The sequence below is a fragment of the Nocardia sp. NBC_01388 genome, assembly GCF_045040085.1.
Classification (GTDB): Bacteria; Actinomycetota; Actinomycetes; order Mycobacteriales; family Mycobacteriaceae; genus Nocardia.
In genome coordinates this window covers 7,258,593-7,277,426 of record NZ_CP109553.1, presented here as the reverse complement: position 1 = coordinate 7,277,426, position 18,834 = coordinate 7,258,593, and the positions used below count along the sequence as shown (strand labels likewise).

Here is an 18,834-nt window from a genome sequence, read left to right as displayed (position 1 = left end):
AGTTAAGTGCGTGCTTTTTTTGCAGCAGTGCGGTGTGTATTACAGGGGGTCGATCTGAAACCGATGAGAGACTACCCAGCGACCGAATACTCAGTCGCTGTGCTCTACTCGCCGGTTGCCTTGGCGATGATCTCTTTCGCCACGTTGGCCGGAACCTCCGCGTACGAAGCGAACACCATGGAGAAGTTGGCCCGGCCCTGGGTCTTCGACCGCAGGTCACCGATGTAGCCGAACATCTCAGACAGCGGAACCAGCGCCTTGACGATACGGGCACCACTGCGCTCCTCCATGGCCTGGATCTGGCCACGGCGAGAGTTCAGGTCGCCGATCACTTCGCCCATGTAGTCCTCGGGCGTGATGACCTCGACCGCCATGAGCGGCTCGAGAATCACCGGACCGGCCTTGCGGGCCGCTTCCTTGAGGGCGGCGGAACCGGCGATCTTGAACGCCATTTCCGAGGAGTCGACCTCGTGGTAGGCGCCGTCGAGCAGCGCGGCACGCACATTCACCAGCGGGAAGCCGGCAAGCACGCCGTACTGCATGGCGTCCTGGATACCAGCGTCCACGGAAGGGATGTACTCACGCGGAACGCGGCCACCGGTGACTTTGTTCTGGAACTCGTAGGTCGCGCCGTCCTCGGCATCGGTCAACGGCTCCACAGAGATGATCACGCGGGCGAACTGGCCCGAGCCACCGGTCTGCTTCTTGTGGGTGTACTCGTGCTTCTCGACCGTCTTGGTGATGGTCTCGCGGTAAGCGACCTGCGGCTTGCCGATATTGGCCTCGACCTTGAACTCGCGCTTCATGCGGTCCACGTAGATATCGAGCTGGAGCTCGCCCATACCACCGATGATGGTCTGGCCGGTCTCCTGATCGAGCTTCACGTTGAAGGTCGGGTCCTCTTCGGCGAACTTCTGGATCGCGCCGCCGAGCTTCTCCTGATCGGCCTTGGTCTTCGGCTCGATCGCGACCTGGATAACCGGGTCCGGGAAGGTCATGGACTCCAGCACGATCTGGTTCTGCGGATCGCACAGGGTGTCACCCGTGGTGGTGTCCTTGAGGCCGATGACCGCATAAATGTGGCCGGCGACGCCCTCGGGCACCGGGTTCTCCTTGTTGGAGTGCATCTGGAACAGCTTGCCCAGACGCTCCTTCCGGCCCTTGGTCGCATTGATGACCTGGGCGCCGGAATCGACCCGGCCGGAATACACACGAATGTAGGTCAGCTTGCCGAAGAAGGGGTGCGTCGCGATCTTGAACGCCAGGGCCGCGAACGGCTCCTCGACGCTCGGACGGCGAGTCAGAACCTGATCTTCCTTGCCCGGAACGTGGCCCGTGACGGACTCCACATCCAGCGGGGTCGGCAGGTAGTCGATGACGGCGTCGAGCATGGGCTGAACGCCCTTGTTCTTGAACGCCGAACCGCACAGCACCGGGTAGAGCTCGGAGTTGACGGTCATCTTGCGGATGGCGCCCTTGATCTCATCGATCGAGAGCTCCTCACCACCGAAGAACTTCTCCAGCAGCGCCTCATCGGACTCGGCGACGGTCTCGAGCAGCTGCTGACGGTAGTCAGCGGCCTTCTCGACCAGATCGGCCGGGATCTCGACGACCTCGTACTCTTCGCCGAGCTTGGTCTCGCCGCGCCAGACCTTGGCATTGTTCTCGACCAGGTCGACGATGCCCTCGAAGGAATCCTCGGCGCCGATCGGCAGCTGGATCACCAGCGGGCGCGCGCCCAGACGATCCTTGATGGTCTGCACGGTGTAGTAGAAATCAGCACCGAGCTTGTCCATCTTGTTCACGAAGCAGATACGCGGCACGTCGTACTTATCGGCCTGACGCCACACCTGCTCGGACTGCGGCTCGACACCTTCTTTGCCGTCGAATACGGCAACGGCGCCATCGAGCACGCGGAGCGAACGCTCCACCTCGACGGTGAAGTCGACGTGACCCGGGGTGTCGATGATGTTGATCTGGTTGTTCTTCCAGAAACAGGTCGTCGCGGCCGACGTGATGGTGATGCCGCGTTCCTGCTCCTGCGCCATCCAGTCCATCGTGGCGGCGCCGTCGTGCACCTCACCGATCTTGTACGTGATACCGGTGTAGAAGAGGATGCGTTCGGTCGTGGTCGTCTTACCGGCATCGATGTGGGCCATGATGCCGATGTTGCGGACCTTGTTGAGGTCGGTGAGCACGTCCTGTGCCACGGAAATCTTCCCCGCTCGTAGCTAGTTGGGATCTTCGGGAACGACCCTGGCGCTCTTTCGAGAATTTCAGCCAGCGGTCATCACGTTGTCAACGCCCGGCGTGGCGCTTGCGTGCCACGCCGGACTGTGACTCGACTCCCGGCACTTCCGAACGGAAAAGCCGGGGGCCGAATCACCAGCGGTAGTGCGCGAACGCCCGGTTGGACTCAGCCATCTTGTGGGTGTCCTCGCGACGCTTCACCGAAGCGCCCAGGCCGTTGCTGGCGTCGAGGAGCTCATTGGCCAGACGCTCGACCATGGTCTTCTCACGACGGGCACGGGAGTAGGTGACCAGCCAGCGCAGCGCCAGGGTGTTGGCGCGGCCCGGACGGACCTCGATCGGCACCTGGTAGGTGGCGCCACCGACGCGGCGGGGCTTCACCTCGAGGGCGGGCTTGACGTTGTCGAGCGCGCGCTTGAGGGTGACGACCGGATCGGTGCCGGTCTTCTCGCGTGCCTGCTCCAGCGCGGCGTAGACGATGCGCTCGGAAGTCGACTTCTTGCCGTCCATCAGGATCTTGTTGACCAGCTGAGTAACCAGCGGGGACCCGTAAACCGGATCGTTGATCAGCGGACGCTTGGGTGCGGGGCCCTTGCGTGGCATATCAGCTCTTCTCCTTCTTGGCGCCGTACTTGCTGCGAGCCTGCTTGCGGTTCTTCACACCCTGGGTGTCGAGCGAACCGCGAATGATCTTGTAGCGCACACCCGGGAGGTCCTTCACTCGACCACCGCGAACGAGCACCATCGAGTGCTCCTGCAGGTTGTGACCCTCACCGGGGATGTAGGCCGTGACCTCGACCGCGCTGGTCAGGCGAACACGCGCGACCTTACGCAGCGCGGAGTTCGGCTTCTTCGGAGTCGTGGTGTACACGCGGGTGCACACGCCACGACGCTGCGGGCTCTCCTTGAGGGCCGCGGTCTTGGTCTTGGTGACCTTGTCGCGACGACCCTTGCGGACCAGCTGGTTGATGGTTGGCATAGACCGGCTTTCCTTATTAGTAACCAGATGTCTGGAACTTCATGTCTTGGTCATTCGAGCTTTCGGCCCAGTTCCCGCGCTATTTCCTCACCACGGGGTCGGGCGTGTCATGCGCAATGCACCGCCCGGTTTCCGGGCATGCTGGGGAGGTCAGCCGCTCTCGCTGGCCTACGTACCGCGCACAAACCTGCCCGAATGCTTCCGGGCACAGCGGTCCACGATACCCGCACCCTCTACAGGGGGCAAAAAGGGGTCCCCGCACCGACCCTTTCGAGCGACCTGCAAGCAGTCGCTACGGCGCTGGCAGAGCGATTATCGCGACAGATTGAGAGTCAACTCCACCAGCTTGCGGGCCGCATCGCACGGATCCGGATGGTTGGAGCCGGCCCGATAGTTGAGCCACCAGCCGACAATCCCCGTGTCGGCGGCGGGTGCGCTCACGCCGCACGAGTCGGGGTCGTTGGGGCGATGTGTTTCGAGTGAGCGGCGACCCTGCACGGTTATGTCGTTGGTCACGTAGTGCAGTTTGTCGTTATTGGCCTTCTCATTCGCGAGCGAACCCTCTTCGTACCAGTTGAGCGTGATCATCCCGCTGCCCGCGGTGCCGCCCTCGATATCCCACATGCAGACCGCGCCGTTGAAGGACGGGTTCACATAGGTGCCGTCGCCGACGGTCTTGGTGATGTCGTCGAGCGAGACCACATCGCATTCGCGCAGCAGCTTGTCGAAATTGGTGTTGATCTTGCCGCCGCTGTCGGTGGTGGTGCCGCCCGCGGGCAGTGCGGTGCCGGGGACCGTCTTGCTGCAGCCGGCGACGGCGGTGGTCAGTGCGAGTGCCGCGAGCAGCACCGCGCCGTGGGTCCGCCGCATGCCCATCCTCCTCATCCGAGCCTCTGCACGGTCAGTTCCGCCATCTTGTGGGTGCGGTCGCACGGGTTGCCCAGATTGCCGGAGGAGAACAGGCCGTAGGAGATGGACCATTCGAAGAAGTCGTCGTCCAGCTGCACGGCGAGATCGCAGACGGCGCCGGCCGGGTCGAGGGCCTGGAAGCCCTTCTTGCCGCCGACGTCGATGGTCTGCGGATTACGGCCGACGCTGGCCACCCAGGCCTTCTCGCGGTCGATGGGACTGCCGCGGTAGGAGGCGAAAGTCACGCTGGCCGAGCCCAATCCGGAGGCCTTCCAATTGCAGCCGACCGCGTTCTTGAACACCTGCGAGACATTGCCGAGGCCGCCGAGGTCGCGGACCTCGTCATCGGTGAGGTGGCCGCATTCGCCGACGAACGGGCCCAGCGTCGCCACTTTGGGCGGTGGCCGCAGTCCGGTGGTGTTGTCCGAATCGCTCTTTCCGCCGCACGCCGACAGCAGCAGCGCGAGGCTCAACCCCGTGACGATCGCTGTGCCGATTTTGCTCCTCCGCTTCGCTCCGAAGCGGGTTCGCGGCCTGGAAGTCTCGATTCTTCCCTCCTCCGCTCCTCCGCTTCGCTCCCCCGCTCCGTCAGTCCAGAATCGAGACGGCCGCGAACCATCTGCGTGCATGCATTGGACGGTACCGGAAGTAGGTGATGGAGTCGCGATGGCAGCAGGCGCGGATAGCCCGTCCCTATCAAAGGTTTCCGCGTGCCTCTTGTTCCCGTTCGATGGCCTGGAACAGCGCTTTGAAATTGCCCTTGCCGAAACCGAGGGAGCCGTGGCGTTCGATGAGTTCGAAGAAGACGGTGGGCCGGTCGGTGATGGGCTTGCAGAAGATCTGCAGCAGATAGCCGTCCTCGTCGCGGTCGACGAGGATGCCGCGGGACTGCAGGGCCTCGGCGGGGACGCGGACGTGGCCGATGCGGGCGCGCAGTTCTGGGTCCTCGTAGTAGGTGTCGGGGGTGTCGAGGAATTCGATGCCCTCGCGGCGCAGGGTGTCGACGGCGGTGAGGATGTCGCCGGTGGCGAGGGCGATGTGCTGGACGCCGGGGCCGCGGTAGAACTCCAGGTACTCGTCGATCTGGGATTTCTTGCGGCTCACGGCCGGTTCGTTGAGCGGGAATTTGACGCGGTGGTTGCCGTTGGCGACCACCTTGCTCATGAGGGCGGAGTAGTCGGTGGCGATATCGTCGCCGACGAATTCGGCCATGTTCTCGAAACCCATGACGCGGCGGTAGAACTCGACCCAGGTGTCCATCTGCCCGAGTTCGACATTGCCGACGACGTGATCGATGGCCTGGAAGATCCGCTTCGGTGCGTCCGCGCGGGGCTCGTACTCGGAGCGGCGGGCGACGAACCCCGGCAGATAGGGGCCGTCGTAGCGGGAGCGGTCGATGAGGGTGTGCCGGGTTTCGCCGTAGGTGGCGAGGGCGGCGGAGCGGACGGTGCCGTGCTGGTCGGTGTCGTCGTGCGGTTCGACCAGGATGGTCGCGCCGTGGGTGCGCGCCCAGGTGATGCAGCGGTCCACGTCCGGGACCGCGAGGGCGATATCGGTGATGCCGTCCCCATGCCGGTCGTGATGGGCCACCAGCGGGCTGCCGGGGTCCACCGCACCGCACACCACGAAGCGGGCGCTGCCGCTGCGCAGCACGTAGGCCTTGTGGTCGCGATTTCCGGTTTCGGGGCCGGAGTAGGCCTCCAGCCGCATGCCGAAGGCGGACTCCAGGAAGTGCGCGGTCTGGGTGGCATTGCCGACCGCCCAGACCAGTGCGTCCCAGCCGATGACGGGGAAGGGATCGGCGGCCGCGTCATGATCGACCAGGCCGATCAGCCGGCGTAATTCGTCGGACTCCGGTGGCACAACCTCGATGCTCATGTGATCAGCAAATCGCTGCGGGTGCCAGCTGAGCAATATCGGCGAATTCCAGTAGACATCCTGGTTGATTACGCCACCATCCGGGCCCTGGTGCTGGACAATTTGAATACCACATCACCCTCGAGCGGAGGTCCTGCCATGGCACGCACGCCCGCCAAGCTGGACGAACTGGATCTTGCCATTCTGACGGCCATGCACGAGTACCAGAAGGCCGGGATTCTGGAGCTTTCGCGGCGCACGCGGGTGGCCCGCGCGACCGTGCAGTCGCGGATCGCGCGCATGGAGGACGCGGGGGTGATCGCCTCCTATGATCCGCAAATCGATGTCACCGCAGCGGGTTTCGATGTGCAGGCGTTCGTGACGCTGGAGATCGCGCAGGGTGCGCTGGAGGCGGTGGCCGCCGATCTGGAGGCTATCCCGGGGGTGCTGGAGGCGTATGCCACCACCGGTTCCGGTGACGTGATGTGCCGGATCGGGGCGGATTCGCATGCCGGGTTGCAGCATGTGCTGCTGAGCATCGATCGCAGCTCCTCGGTATCGCGGTCGCACAGTGTGATCGTGCTGTCCACCGTGGTTCCGCAGCGCACGCTGCCGCTGCTGCGCACGCTCACCCCGTCCGGGTCGAGTAAGGCTCCGGCCTACCGCAATTCACACTGAAGCTACCGCTGACCCGCTCGGGTAGATCCCGGCCGAACGAACACGCCAGGGTGACGAAGCTGGCCATGTCGGGAGAGTGCGAAGCAGAGATGCGCCGGGATGACGAGGACGTCCCCGACACGACGAGACCTCACGCACAACGCGATTGACTCGTGCTCCACGTGACTGCCTCGCGCTGGAGCCATTCGGGTGTGCGGGGTCAGGTGCGGTTCATGCGGGTGATCAGGCCGCAGACGTGGGCCTCGGCGGCGGTGCGGGCGTCTGCCGGGTGGCCGGATTCGAGGGCTTCGAGGATGCGGCGGTGTTCGCGGAGGGCGGTGCGGCGGTTGCGGGGGTGTGCCCAGAGGTCGCCGCGGTAGAGGTGGGCCTGGGCTTCGAGGCGCGCGAGTTCCTCGGCGACGGTGCGGTTTCCGGAGCGGTCGCGGATGAAGGTGTGGAATTCGAGGTCGAGATCGGTGTCGCGGGCCGGGTCCACATTGTCGCGGAGGTTGTTCTCCTGTTCGGACAGCATGGCGGTGAGTTTGCCGAGATCGAATTCGGTGAGGCGGGTGGCGGCGCCGGCGGCGGCGAGGCCGTCGAGAACGGAGCGCACCGCGAGCACATCGCGGATCTGGGCGTCGTCGACGACGGCCACGCGCGCCCCGGCGTGCGGGACGTTCACGGCCAGGCCCTCGTAGATGAGCTGCTGCACCGCTTCGCGAACGGGGCTGCGGCTCACCCCGAGTCGCGCGGACAGGGCGAGGACGCTCAGCGGTGCGCCCGGTGCGAGTTCGCCGGACAGCACGAGCTGCCGCAACTGCCGGTGCACGGAGGGGCCGAGCAGTTCGCTGTCCGGTTCGGTCATGGTGGTCCTTTCGGTGCTCGGTTCGAAATTACCCTTGCGGCCGGTAGTTGGCCCGGACGCGCTCGGTGAGGAACTCGGCGGCGGTGACGGGCGGGTAGACGCCCTGCGGGCCTTCGATGATCGCGTCGCGGTCGGCCTGGGCGAAGTAGGCGATGCTGTAGCGGTCACCCTGGTATTCGTCGGCGCCGGGGCTGCGGACGCGGTGGAAGTTGGAGGGCAGCAGGTCATCGCTCCAGCGGGTGAGCATGTCACCGATATTGCAGGTGATGAGCGAGGAGGACGGGGTGATGGAGGTCCACTGCTGTTCGGCCATCTCCTTGCCGGGGCAGACCTGCAGTCCGCCCTGGCCGTCGCGCTGGAAAAGCAGTGTGAGGCAGTCGAAGTCGGTGTGCGCGCCGGCCCGCCAGCGGCCGGGCACATCACGCAGTTCGGCGGGGACGGCGAAGTAGTGCAGCAGGCGCAGGGTGGACTGGTAGTGCTCGGAGTCCGGGTTGTGCGCGGTGGTGAAGTGCTCACGGGGCAGGCCGAGGCGGTCGGCGAAGCAGGACAGCACCTGCATGGCGACACCCCAGCAGCGATTCTCGAATTCCAGTACGGCCGTGGTGAATCCGGGTAGTTCGTCAGCGGTGGGCCAGCGGCCGTCCATATGCGGCCGGGTGATCTGGTAGGACTCCTTCTGGTCGGGGACGCCGATGGACGGTCGCACCTGGCTCAGCGATTCCCATCCCGCATTGTCGGCTTTGACCAGTGGGTACTGGCCTTTCACCGGCTCGGGCAGCGCGAAAAAGCCTGCGGTGAGACCGAATACGGCATCGATCTGCTCCTGCGGAATACCGTGGCCGGAGAGCTGGAAGAAGCCGATATCGGTGGCGGCGACCCAGAGCTGCTCGGTGATCTCGGCGCGGCGGTCCTCGAAATCGGTGAGGTCGATAATGCGGATGTCCCGGGCAGCCTCGGCGCCCAGCCCGCCCATCTGCTTCTCGCGGGCGACTTCGGCGGTGTCGTTGGTCATGGGTTTCCCTGTCTGATAAGGGCTTTCAGCCTGCGGTGATGGTGTGGTCCAGGAATTCTTTGTCGACGAGGTCCTTGGCGGTGAGCCCGGCGGGCACATTCGCGCCGCCGTGGCGCAGGATGGGCGCGAATTGGTCGATGACGCGCTGCACCCGGGCTTCGTCGAAACTGCCGAGCACGCCGTCGGTGTCATTGCCGATCAGGCCGCTGTCGATGAGCGTCTTGGAGCCGTAGGCGGCCAGGGCCGCGCTGTAGGGCGTCAGGTTCGCGCTCTTGGAGACGACGTCGACGACCACATCGTTGACGTGGCTGGGGTCGGTGCGGAATTGCGCTGTGGCCCTCTGGATCATGGGGACCAGGCGCTGCAGGCACGGGCGCAGTTCGTTCAGCTTGTCGGTGCGCACGTTCACGGTGCGGGCGTAGCCCTCGTAGCCGACGTCACGCAGCAGCTGGTACCCGACCGGCTTGTCCCAGGCCTTCACCTCGTGCTCGTAGACGTAGGGCTCGGAGTTGGCGAAACCCTGCTGTGCGAAGGAGGGATCGGAGACGAAGCGGGAGGGTCCGTTGTCGTAGGAGGCGTCGATCTGCTTGGCGTTCAACAGCCCTCGCGACACCAGCCATTCCGGATAGAGCTGACCCTGCGAAACCACCACGGGTGCCCCGGCTTTGCCGATATCGGCGATGCCGTGCCAGTCGGGATGAGTTGTGGGGTCCCACATGAGCATCTGCGGGCTGGAGCGCAGCAGGGTGGTGACCGCGGTGATCGGCTGCTTGCCCGAGGCCGCGATGGCGTCCTCGGAGTGGTCCAGGCCCAGCGTGATGGACGAATCCACGTACATCTGCGAGGGCACGGTCTGGAAGCCGATGGCCGGGCCGCCGGCGCGGATCTCCAGTTTGACGCCAGTGTCCTTGCCGTCCACCACCAGCGGCCCGGTGACCTTGTTGTTGTCGGAATCGACGTGATAGCCGGGCCCGAGCAGCCCGAAGATGGGGCCGGAGTCGGTCTCCGGATCCCATTGCAACTGGACCACGACGGTCGCGGGGCAGCGGCCGGCCAGTTGCTGTTCGGCCGGCGCGGCCGGGAGTTGCACTGCGGCGGAATCGTTCTCGGAGGAGCTGGAGCAGGCGGAACCGGCTGCGACGACCAGGGTGGCGATCGCGGCGGCGCCGAGGAGGCGCAGAGGGGTGTGCATGAGTTCTCCACAGGCTGTTGATAAGTGGGGTGCGGGAAGTTCAGCGGCCCGACGCGTGCCAGCGGCCGACGGTGAGTCGCTGGGCGACGGTGAAGAACGCGAAGACGGCGACACCGAACAGGGCGGCCAGCAGCAGCGCGGCGAGCAGATCCTCCGATTGCAGCCGGGCGCGGTAGGTGTCGAGCAGGGTGCCGATTCCGGGCTGGCCCTTGGCGAAGAACATGTCGCCGATGACCGCGCCGGTCACCGAGAGTCCGGCTGCGGTGCGCAGGCTGGCCATGATGGACGGCAGGGCGGCGGGCAGTTCCAGGGATATCAAGCGCCGCAGTCGATTCGCCCGGCCGAGGGTGAACAGTTCCCGCAGGTTGCGGTCGACGCTCTGGATGCCGAACAGGGTCATGGCGATGATCGGGTGCACCGCGATGAGCACACAGACCAGTACGCGGGCGGTGAGGCCGTAGCCGAACCACAGGCCGATGAGCGGGACCACGGCGAGCACCGGAATCGCCTGCAGCACTACGGCGTACGGATACACCACCCGTTCGATCGCCTTGGTCTGGCTCATGAGTACGCCGATGGCGATTCCCAGGACGGCGGCGAAGAACAGTCCGGTGACGGCAACCCTGGCGGTGACCGCCAGCGCGCGCAGCATCACCTCCATTTTCGCCGGGTTGCTGAGGGATTCGGCGAAGACCTGGTGCGGCGGCGGCAGCAGGAAGCGGCGGTCGGGGGCGAGCAGCACCAGCGATACCGTGTACCAGGCGCCCAGCGCCAGGCCGATACAGACCAGGGGCACAACGGCTTTGCCGAGCCAGCGGTACGGGAGGCGCGGGGCGGTGCGGGTGTGCACGGGGGCGGAGAGGGCGAGACCCACCATTACGAAGCCTCTTTCAGAGAATGGGAGACCCGCGACACCAGTTCGGTGAAGGCGGGCTCGAAGCGCAGTTCCCGGCCGCGTGGATACGGCAGGTCGATATCGATCACCTCGTGCACCCGGCCGGGGCGGGCGGACATGACCACCACCCGGCCCGCCAGGAACACCGCCTCCGAGACCGAATGGGTGATGAACAGTGCGGTGAAGGCATTGTCGCGGTATAGCCGCAGCAGCTCCTCCTGCATGCTCAGCCGGGTGATCTCGTCGAGGGCGCCGAAGGGTTCGTCGAGCAGCATGAGGCGTGGTTCCAGGGCCAGCGCGCGGGCGAGGGACACCCGCATGCGCATACCACCGGAAAGCTGTCCGGGGAGTTTGGCCGCGAAATCGGCCAGGCCGACCGCATTCAGCGCGCGGGTGGCTCGCTCACGCCGCGCGGTGCGGTCGATACCGCGCAATTGGGCGCAGAGTTCGACATTGCGCAGCACATTGCGCCACGGGAGCAGTGTGGCGTCCTGGAAGATGAAGCCGACCGAATCGGTCTGCACCACAACGCTTCCGGAGGTCGGCGGTTCCAGGCCGGCGGCCAGTCGCAGCAGGGTGGACTTACCGCAGCCGGAAGGTCCCACCACAGCGACGAATTCGCCGTTCCGCACCTGCAGGTTGATATCGGCGAGTGCGATGACCTCGCCGGATCCATTGCCGGAGTATCGCTTTCCGATGCCGGCGAACGCGATCTCCGAGTTCGTCCCCAGGTCGTGCACGGTGCTGCCGGCCGGGTTCCGCGCTGTGTCTTGCAGGACCACCGCACTCACCTTCTCTCGCTTGGAATTGCGTGCACTGTGTGCGCGAGATCAAGTGTTGTCGATCTGAATTACATGCAATCGTGCGACTGTTTCCAATTGATTAACTGTCACTGCATGCTATTGAGCTGCTTAACCAATGCCTGTTCGTCGGTGCGGGTGCTGTGGCCGTCGCGGATCACGGCCTCCCCGTCCACCCACACCGTGTCCACCACGCGCGGAGAGGCGGTGGTGAGCAGCATGGCTCCCGGATCCCGCGCCGGGAGGCAGGCGAAATCCCGGTCGAAGCGGATGAGGGCCAGGTCGGCGCGGTCGCCCACCCGCACTCCGGAATGGGTGGCGGGATCGCCCAGGGCGCGGCCCGCACCGCGGGTGGCCATGCGCAGCATGTCGTCGAAGCCGAGCAGGTCGGCGCGCTGGTGGGTGACGCGCTGCAGGTACGCGCCCATGCGCAGGGCCAGCAGCATGTCCTGGGTGTCATTGGAGGCCGCACCGTCCACACCGAGGCCGACGCCGATTCCGGCGGCCAGCATGGCGGGCACCGGGGCCACGCCGCTGCCCAGTCGCATATTGCTCAAAGGGTTGTAGGACACCGAGACTCCGCGTTCGGCGAAGACGGCCCGGCCGCGCTCGTCGAGTTTGCAGCAGTGCACGGCCAGCGTCCGTTCGCCGAGCAGGCCGCCGGCGTCGAGGTAGTCGACGGCCGACGAGGCTGCATGCAATTGGCACATATCCTCGTCGGTGCTGGTTTCCAGCAGATGGATGGAGATGGTTTTGCCGGTGCGGTCGGCGTAATCGCGCACGGTCGCCATGCCCTCGGGCGTGAGGCAGCGCGGGTTCGGTACCGCCAGCGCGGTGGTGATACGGGAACCCGCCAGCCGCACATCGAGGTCGTCGATATGCGCCAGGACCTCCGAAAGTGGTTGCATCAGGCGCGGATCCATCCCCCATTTGCGGGAGGCGTCCGCACGATCGGCGAGACCACGCCCGAAGACCACTCGAATGCCCAGCTCCCGCAGCGCCCGCAGCGCGGCATCGTGCACGGCCTCCGAGGGGTTCGGCCACATGTGCTCGACCACGGTGGTGACGCCGCTGCGCAGCAGCTCCAGCCCACCCGCCAATGCGGCGAGATAGGTCTGCGCGGGGGTGGCCGCCACCGTGAATTCGCCCACGCAGTGCAGCCATTCGAGCAGCGGCAGCCCCTCCCCCGCCCCGCGCAGCACCGACTGCTGCAGATGGGTGTGGGTATTGACGAACCCGGGAATCAGATGCCCGCCGCTCCCGTCGAACCGCGATCCCGGGCGATCGGCGCCCGCGCCGGGCCCGATCGCGACTACACGACCGTCCTCGACAACGACATCCTGACCCGAAAGCCATTGCGGCCCGGCCGCAGTGGCGGCATAGACGGTGACATCACCGATAACAGCGGACAGAACAGTAGAGCGCACCATGCGGCATTCCTCCAGGAAATGCGGCTGGTTCGCCCGCCTCCATCCGACGGTGCACCTGCGTCCGTTTCAGCCATGAACGCCGTGCCGCCACCCTAACCACCCCATATTGCATGCCGGTAAACCCCGACACCACGCCAGCTCGACACGAATGCATCCAGCCCCACCCCCGCCATCCCGGCAGGTCACCACTCGTCATCCCGGCATGCTTTCGGCCGGGGTCCACACCGCCCGCGCTACACCGGTGCGGTGGATCCCGGCCGAAAGCGCGCCGGGATGACGGGGCGGCCAACCGGCGGGGCCGTCACTGTCGGCCGGTATTGCCTTGTCAGGGTTTGAGATTCGCTCCCGGAGCGAGGATTTCGACACTGTGCGTGCGGTCGGGTTCCAGGAATTCCAGCAGGGCATGGGCTTCCGCTTCGACGTCGGCGTGCTGCCGGGGTGACCAGACCGCGCGGGGGCTGATGCGGAGGCGGGCGGTGCCGGGGGTGGTGAAGGTTTTGTAGATGCCGGAGAGGTAGCCGTCGACGAGGATGGAGGAGACCTGGGCGGCGAAGGCTTGCAGGGGTGGGGCGGCGCCGTCGGGGATGATGCGGGTGCGGTCCTGGTGGGACAGCAGGGCATTGTCGTACCAGCTCAGCAGGCGGACGGGGGCGGGGAGGCCCGGGTCGGCGAGTTCGGCGTCGGCGGCGTCGTAGAGGGTGCGGCCGCGGTCGTCGGTGTAGGTGCGGACGCGGTCGCCGAGGCGGGCCACGGCCGGTTTCATGCCGGTGAGTTTGGACCAGGTCTGCATATCCATGGTGGTGGCGGGTCCGAAGGCGCGCAGATAGCGCAGCAGCAGTTCCTCCAGCGGATATCCGTGGTCCAGGGGTGCGCCCAGCCAGGGTTCGGCGCGGGACCAGACGGGGCGGCTGCTGTCTCCCCAGCGGCCACGCGGCGGGGTCTGCAGCACGGGGAGCTGGTAGAGCCAGGTCTGCAGGACCGCACCCGGATCGCGGCCGGGGTACAGCGCGGCGGCGTGCGCACGCAGGTCGGCCGCGGACATGGGCTCATCGCCCAGGACCTTCTCGCCGTGCGCGCGCACCTCTTCGGGATCGAGGCCGACCATGGCGCCGTAGTTGAATCCCTTACGGAACGGGATCTTTTCGAGCTCCGGCTGGATGTGCGGGGCGATACGCAGCGCGTCCACCGGGGTGACCAGGTGAATAGTGCCGCGCATCAAGGTGATTCGCACCAGCGAGCGGTCGTCCAGCGCCGCCGAGACTGTTGCCGGATCGAAATCGGTTGTGCGACTCCATAAAGCGACGAACGGCGGCAGCATGTCCTGCGCCTGCAATCCGACCAGCTGTGCACACAGCTGCGGCGCGGTGAGCGTGGCACGCGCCAGCAGGTGCTGGCGCGCGAGCAGGGTGCGGTTCAGAACCTGCCGGGAAAGCTTCACAGTGCAGCCACGCTACGGGATTTCACGGTCGGCAGCGTGCGGTCAGCGCAGGGTGACGACGACCTTGCCTGTCGCGGTGCGCTTGTCGAGCGCGGAGACGGCCTCGGCGGTGTGCTCGAGGGTGTACAGCAGCGGGTCCGGCGGGGCGATCTGGCCGCTGGCGAGCAGCGGCGCCACCTCGGCCCACTGCTCCTGCAGGTAGCCGGGGTGGGTCATGACCCATTCACCCCAGGCCGCACCGATCACCTCGACGTTCTTGAGCAGCAGGCGATTCACCTTCACGGTCGGGATATCGCCCGCGGTGAAGCCGACGACCAGCACCCGGCCGCCGGAGGCCAGCGAGCGAATGCTGTCGGTGAAGCGGTCGCCGCCGACCGGGTCCAGCACGATATCCACCCCGCGCCCGCCGGTCAGTTCCTTGACCGCGGCCAGCCAGCCGTCGGTGAGGACCACATCGGTCGCCCCGTTCGCGCGCGCCACTTCGGCCTTCTCCTCGGTGCTCACCACGGCGATGACCCGGCCCGCGCCCAGCGCCTGCGCCATACGCAGCGTGGAGGTGCCGATACCGCCCGCGGCGCCGTGCACCAGCACGGTCTCACCGGGGGCCAGGCGGCCGCGCTTGGTGAGGCAGAAGTGCACGGTCAGATCGTTGAACAGCACACCCGCGCCCGCGGCGAGGGACACATTGTCGGGCAGCGTGAACACCATGTTCGCGGGCGACACCGCGACCTCGGCGGCAGCATTGCCGAGCAGCGTCAGCGCCACCACCCGGTCGCCCGCCTTGACGTGCGCGTCCGCGGGAGCCTCGCGCACGATGCCGGCGACCTCGCAGCCGACGACATACGGCAGCGGCGGCTTCATCTGGTACAGACCGCGCGTCATGAGCACATCGGGGAAGGCGATGCCCGCCGCGTGCACCTCGATGACAACGCCGCCGGGGTAGGCCGCGGGCTCCGGTACGTCGAGAACCTCGATGGCCTCCGGCCCTTCGAGCTTGCTCACCACGGCTGCACGCATGCCACACACTCCGATCAATGCACCATTGGATACCCAGCCGAACGTAACCCATACAGCCATGGCGTGTCACCGCCACCGGGCGAGTCGGCAGTAATCAGCGGTGGGTGTACTCGATCATCGGCTCGTCGGCGAGGGTGGCGCCGCCCTGGACGATGGTCAGCGCGCTGGAGGTGACGCGGTACCGGGTGCCGTCGCCGCCGTTGGTGGCGGTGAAGCCGCCGGAACCGTCCGGCACCGGATCGTCGATCTCGATGCCCGCACCGTCGCTGATACGGGCGCCCTTGTAGTAGTAGCGGCCGACGCCGGTTCGGCAGATCACCACGCGGGAGGCGGTGGTACGGCCGATGGCGTAGGCCGGGTTGTCGGCATTGCAGCGCGGTCCGGCGACAAAACCCTGTGCGTCCGTGCCGGATACGGATCCGGCGAACGGGGGCAGGGCGGGAGCGGCAGGGGCGGGAGTGGTCGCGGGGTTGCTGTAGGCCGGCGCCGTCGCTGCGGTCGGCGCGGTCGCACCGGGCGTGGTGGCCATCGTCGAATTGCCGCCCGCGGTGGTCGTGGTGGCGCCGCCATTGTTCTTGCCGGACAACAGCAGCCAGCCGAGCAGGCCGCCCATCACCAGTACCGCACCGACGAGTGCGCCGACCACGATGGGCAGGGAACTGCGCTGCGGGGGCGGCAGGGGCAGCGGCGCGGACGGGTGCTCGCGCAGCGGTTCCGCGTACGGCACGCGGAACTGCGTCGGCTGCGACGCCTGGTAGTCGACCGGACCCGACGGGTGATCGGCCGGACCCGACGAATAGCCGACCGGGCCGGAGGAGTGATCCCCCGGATAACCGACCGGTCCGGAGGGGTGATCCCCCGGATAACCGACCGGTCCGGAGGGGTGGCCGCCCTGCGACGGCGGATAGCCGGTCGGCGGAAATGATTGCGGGACATGCGAAATCAGGTGGGTCGGGGCGACCGAGGTGCGGGTGGTCGCACCGTGTTCGGCCGATACGAGCGCCGCGCGGGCCGCCCTGGCCAGCTCGCCCGCGGTGGCGTACCGGCGGGCCGGATCCTTCGCCATGCCGATCGCGATCACCTGGTCGAAGCCGATCGGCACCCCGGGCCGGGCACTGGGCCGGGGCGGCGGGGTCATCATATGCGCGCGAATGGTGGCGAGATTGCTGTCGGTCTTGAAAGGTATTTCGCCGGTGAGGCTTTCGTACAGCACACAGGCCAGCGCGTAGATATCGACGGACGGGGAGATCGCCGTGCTGTGCTCGAAGCGTTCCGGCGCCATATACGCGAACGATCCGATGGCGCTGCCCATACTCGTCAGCTGCACATCCGATTCCGCGTGTGCGATACCGAAATCGACCAGGTACGCGAACAATTCACCGGTCAGCAGAATATTCGCGGGCTTGATATCGCGATGCACCAGGCCGCCCTGATGCGCGGCGTCCAGCGCCGAGCCGATCTGTTCCACCACTTCGACGGCGCGCCCCGGCGGCATCGGCCCCTCGGAGGTCAGGTACGCCTTGAGATCTCGGCCGCTGACCAGTCGCATATCGATGAACAGGACACCGTCCACCTCGCCCCAGTCGTGCACCGGAATGACGTGCGGCTCCTGCAGCCGGGCGGCAGTGCGGGATTCGCGGCGGAAGCGCTCCACATAGGTGGGCGATTTGGCCAGCTCGACATCCAGCAGTTTGAGCGCGACCGTGCGATCTCGGACGGTGTCATAGGCGTCGTAGACCTCGCCCATGCCACCGACGCCGAGTAGGCGCCGTAACTCGTACTGCCCGAATCGTGAACCGGCCCGGTCCCCTGCGACCACCTGCGTCGCCTCCCCTGTGTTGTCCTACCCCAGGAAAAGGCTACGGCCCGCGCACCGGCCTGTCATGTCCCTGAAGGGAAATCGTCAGCGGTGGGCGTATTCGAGCATCGGCTCGGTGGCCAGGATCTGACCGGCCTTGACAATGGTCAGCGCATGCGTGGTGATGAGGTATTCGGTGCCGTCGGCGGGATTGGTCGCGGTGAATCCGCCGATTCCGACCGGGACCGGATCATTGATCTCCTGGGTCGCACCATCGCTGATCCGCAGCCCCCTGTAGTAGTAGCGGCCGGTATCGGTCCGGCACACCACGAGCCGAGAGGCCGCCGTAGTGCCGACCGCCAGGGCCGGATCACTGGCATTACAGCGCAGTCCGCCGACGAAACCCTGTGCGTCCGTATCGGATACGGTGCCGACATACGGTGCGACGGTGGTGGTGACGGCGCCCGTGGCGGTCGTTGTCGTCGTGGTACCCCCGGTGGTGGTGCCACCGGCGACGTCGTCGCCGGACCACAGCCGCCAGCCCAGCACGCCCCCGAGCAGCACCATGCCCACGATCACACCCCCGACCGCCACGACCGGGCGCAGGATCCGCTTCGGCGGCGGCGGAGCGAGCGGAGCCGTGGCGGGACGGCCGTTGCCCACGGCCGGTGACTCCGTGCTTCCGGTCGGCGGGTAGACGAGCGGAATCGGTTGCGAGACAGCCGGACCCCCCACGCTCGGCGGGACCGTGACGAGCGGTTGCGCAGGCGCGGGTGACAGCGCCGCCCGGGCGGCCCGGGCCAGCTGGCTCGCCGAGGTGTAGCGGCGCGCCGGATTCTTCGCCATACCGGTCGCGATCACCTGATCGAAACCGGCGGGTACGCCCGCGCGCAGACTGGGTTGCGGCGGCGGAGTCATCATGTGCGCGTGAATGGTGGCCAGATGACCATCGGTGCGAAACGGAGTCTCACCGACGAGACTTTCGTACAGCACGCATGCCAGCGCGTAAATATCGGCGCTGATCGACGCGCCGGTGCTGTGCTCGAACCGTTCCGGCGCCATATACGCGAACGACCCGATGGCACTGCCCGCGGTGGTGAGCTGCATATCGGATTCCGCGTGCGCAATGCCGAAATCGACCAGGTACGCGAACAATTCACCGGTCAGCAGAATATTGGCGGGTTTGACATCGCGATGCACCAGACCGCTTTCGTGCGCGGCGTCCAGGGCGGCGGCGATCTGTTCCACCACCTCGACGGCCTGCCGCGGTGTGAGCGGGCCGTGCGTGGCCAGGTGCGCGCTGAGATCCTGACCGCGCACCAGGCGCATATCGATGAAGAGAACGCCGTCCACCTCACCCCAGTCGTGCACCGGAATGACATGCGGCTCCTGCAATCGGGCCGCGGTGCGGGATTCCCGGCGAAAGCGCTCCACATAGGTGGTCGACTTGGCCAGGTCCACATCGAGAAGTTTCAGCGCCACCACGCGGTCGCGCACCGTGTCGTGCGCCTCGTAGACCTCACCCATGCCGCCGACGCCGAGCAGCCGGCGCAATTCGTACTGTCCGAACCGCGAACCGGCCCTGTTTTCCGCAGCCACCCGCGTCGCCCTCCCCGTGCTTTCGTGCAACGGGAAAAGGTTACGGGCCGGGCGGTCGACTGTCATTCCGTGCGGGATTCCGGACCCGTCCGACACAAGTAGGGGCGACTCGCCGCGAGTGTGTGACACGCGCCCC

Annotated in this window: 17 protein-coding genes; 1 reads left to right on the top strand and 16 read right to left on the bottom strand. The window is 66.7% G+C overall.

Features of this window, described 5'->3' with window-relative positions; genetic code table 11:
* Window positions 1-104: 104 nt before the first annotated feature.
* From fusA to hppD, 6 genes are all read right to left on the bottom strand, one after another.
* A complete protein-coding gene (gene fusA, locus OG716_RS34830) occupies window positions 105-2,210 on the bottom strand; it encodes an elongation factor G (protein ID WP_355130798.1) in 2,106 nt (701 codons plus the stop codon).
* A 172-nt stretch (window positions 2,211-2,382) separates the two neighbouring features.
* A complete protein-coding gene (gene rpsG / locus OG716_RS34825) occupies window positions 2,383-2,853 on the bottom strand; it encodes a 30S ribosomal protein S7 (RefSeq protein WP_297627059.1) in 471 nt (156 codons plus the stop codon).
* Between the two features lies 1 nt (window position 2,854).
* A complete protein-coding gene (rpsL, locus tag OG716_RS34820; RefSeq protein WP_297627061.1) occupies window positions 2,855-3,229 on the bottom strand; it encodes a 30S ribosomal protein S12 in 375 nt (124 codons plus the stop codon).
* 312 nt (window positions 3,230-3,541) lie between these two features.
* Window positions 3,542-4,099, bottom strand: a complete 558-nt coding sequence (locus OG716_RS34815; protein WP_405134582.1) for a DUF3558 domain-containing protein — start codon at window positions 4,097-4,099, stop codon at window positions 3,542-3,544.
* A gap of 11 nt (window positions 4,100-4,110) precedes the next feature.
* Window positions 4,111-4,611 (bottom strand): DUF3558 domain-containing protein, encoded by a 501-nt coding sequence (locus tag OG716_RS34810; protein WP_405134581.1) that lies wholly within the window; start codon window positions 4,609-4,611, stop codon window positions 4,111-4,113.
* 223 nt (window positions 4,612-4,834) lie between these two features.
* Window positions 4,835-6,016, bottom strand: coding sequence for a 4-hydroxyphenylpyruvate dioxygenase (gene hppD, locus OG716_RS34805; RefSeq protein WP_405134580.1), 1,182 nt, complete (start codon window positions 6,014-6,016; stop codon window positions 4,835-4,837).
* Window positions 6,017-6,154: 138 nt separating this feature from the next.
* Here hppD and OG716_RS34800 point away from each other — a divergent pair, with 138 nt between their 5' ends.
* Window positions 6,155-6,673, top strand: a complete 519-nt coding sequence (locus OG716_RS34800; protein WP_405134579.1) for an Lrp/AsnC family transcriptional regulator — start codon at window positions 6,155-6,157, stop codon at window positions 6,671-6,673.
* Between the two features lie 199 nt (window positions 6,674-6,872).
* Here OG716_RS34800 and OG716_RS34795 read toward each other — a convergent pair whose 3' ends face one another.
* The 10 genes from OG716_RS34795 to OG716_RS34750 form a co-directional block, all read right to left on the bottom strand.
* Window positions 6,873-7,517 carry a GntR family transcriptional regulator gene (locus OG716_RS34795; RefSeq protein WP_405134578.1) on the bottom strand — a complete coding sequence of 215 codons (645 nt, stop codon included), beginning with the start codon at window positions 7,515-7,517 and terminating at the stop codon, window positions 6,873-6,875.
* Between the two features lie 28 nt (window positions 7,518-7,545).
* Entirely contained in the window at window positions 7,546-8,529 is a 984-nt protein-coding gene (locus tag OG716_RS34790; RefSeq protein WP_405134577.1) for an isopenicillin N synthase family dioxygenase, read from the bottom strand.
* 25 nt (window positions 8,530-8,554) lie between these two features.
* The gene (locus tag OG716_RS34785) at window positions 8,555-9,721 is read right to left on the bottom strand and encodes a nitrate ABC transporter substrate-binding protein (RefSeq protein ID WP_405134576.1); all 1,167 of its coding nucleotides are present in this window, start codon (window positions 9,719-9,721) and stop codon (window positions 8,555-8,557) included.
* 40 nt (window positions 9,722-9,761) lie between these two features.
* A complete protein-coding gene (locus OG716_RS34780; RefSeq protein WP_405134575.1) occupies window positions 9,762-10,598 on the bottom strand; it encodes an ABC transporter permease in 837 nt (278 codons plus the stop codon).
* Window positions 10,598-11,398, bottom strand: coding sequence for an ABC transporter ATP-binding protein (locus OG716_RS34775; RefSeq protein ID WP_405134574.1), 801 nt, complete (start codon window positions 11,396-11,398; stop codon window positions 10,598-10,600). Before OG716_RS34775 ends, OG716_RS34780 begins: the two co-directional genes overlap by 1 nt.
* 107 nt (window positions 11,399-11,505) lie before the next feature.
* Entirely contained in the window at window positions 11,506-12,846 is a 1,341-nt protein-coding gene (locus OG716_RS34770; RefSeq protein WP_405134573.1) for an amidohydrolase family protein, read from the bottom strand.
* Window positions 12,847-13,171: 325 nt separating this feature from the next.
* Complete coding sequence (locus OG716_RS34765) at window positions 13,172-14,284, bottom strand: winged helix DNA-binding domain-containing protein (RefSeq protein WP_405134572.1); 1,113 nt, start codon at window positions 14,282-14,284, stop codon at window positions 13,172-13,174.
* A 42-nt stretch (window positions 14,285-14,326) separates the two neighbouring features.
* The gene (locus OG716_RS34760) at window positions 14,327-15,301 is read right to left on the bottom strand and encodes an NADPH:quinone oxidoreductase family protein (protein WP_405134571.1); all 975 of its coding nucleotides are present in this window, start codon (window positions 15,299-15,301) and stop codon (window positions 14,327-14,329) included.
* Window positions 15,302-15,395: 94 nt separating this feature from the next.
* Window positions 15,396-17,120: a serine/threonine-protein kinase gene (locus OG716_RS34755; RefSeq protein ID WP_405134570.1), complete on the bottom strand. Its 1,725-nt coding sequence runs from the start codon at window positions 17,118-17,120 to the stop codon at window positions 15,396-15,398.
* Window positions 17,121-17,204: 84 nt separating this feature from the next.
* The gene (locus tag OG716_RS34750) at window positions 17,205-18,698 is read right to left on the bottom strand and encodes a serine/threonine-protein kinase (protein ID WP_405134569.1); all 1,494 of its coding nucleotides are present in this window, start codon (window positions 18,696-18,698) and stop codon (window positions 17,205-17,207) included.
* Window positions 18,699-18,834 lie beyond the last annotated feature (136 nt).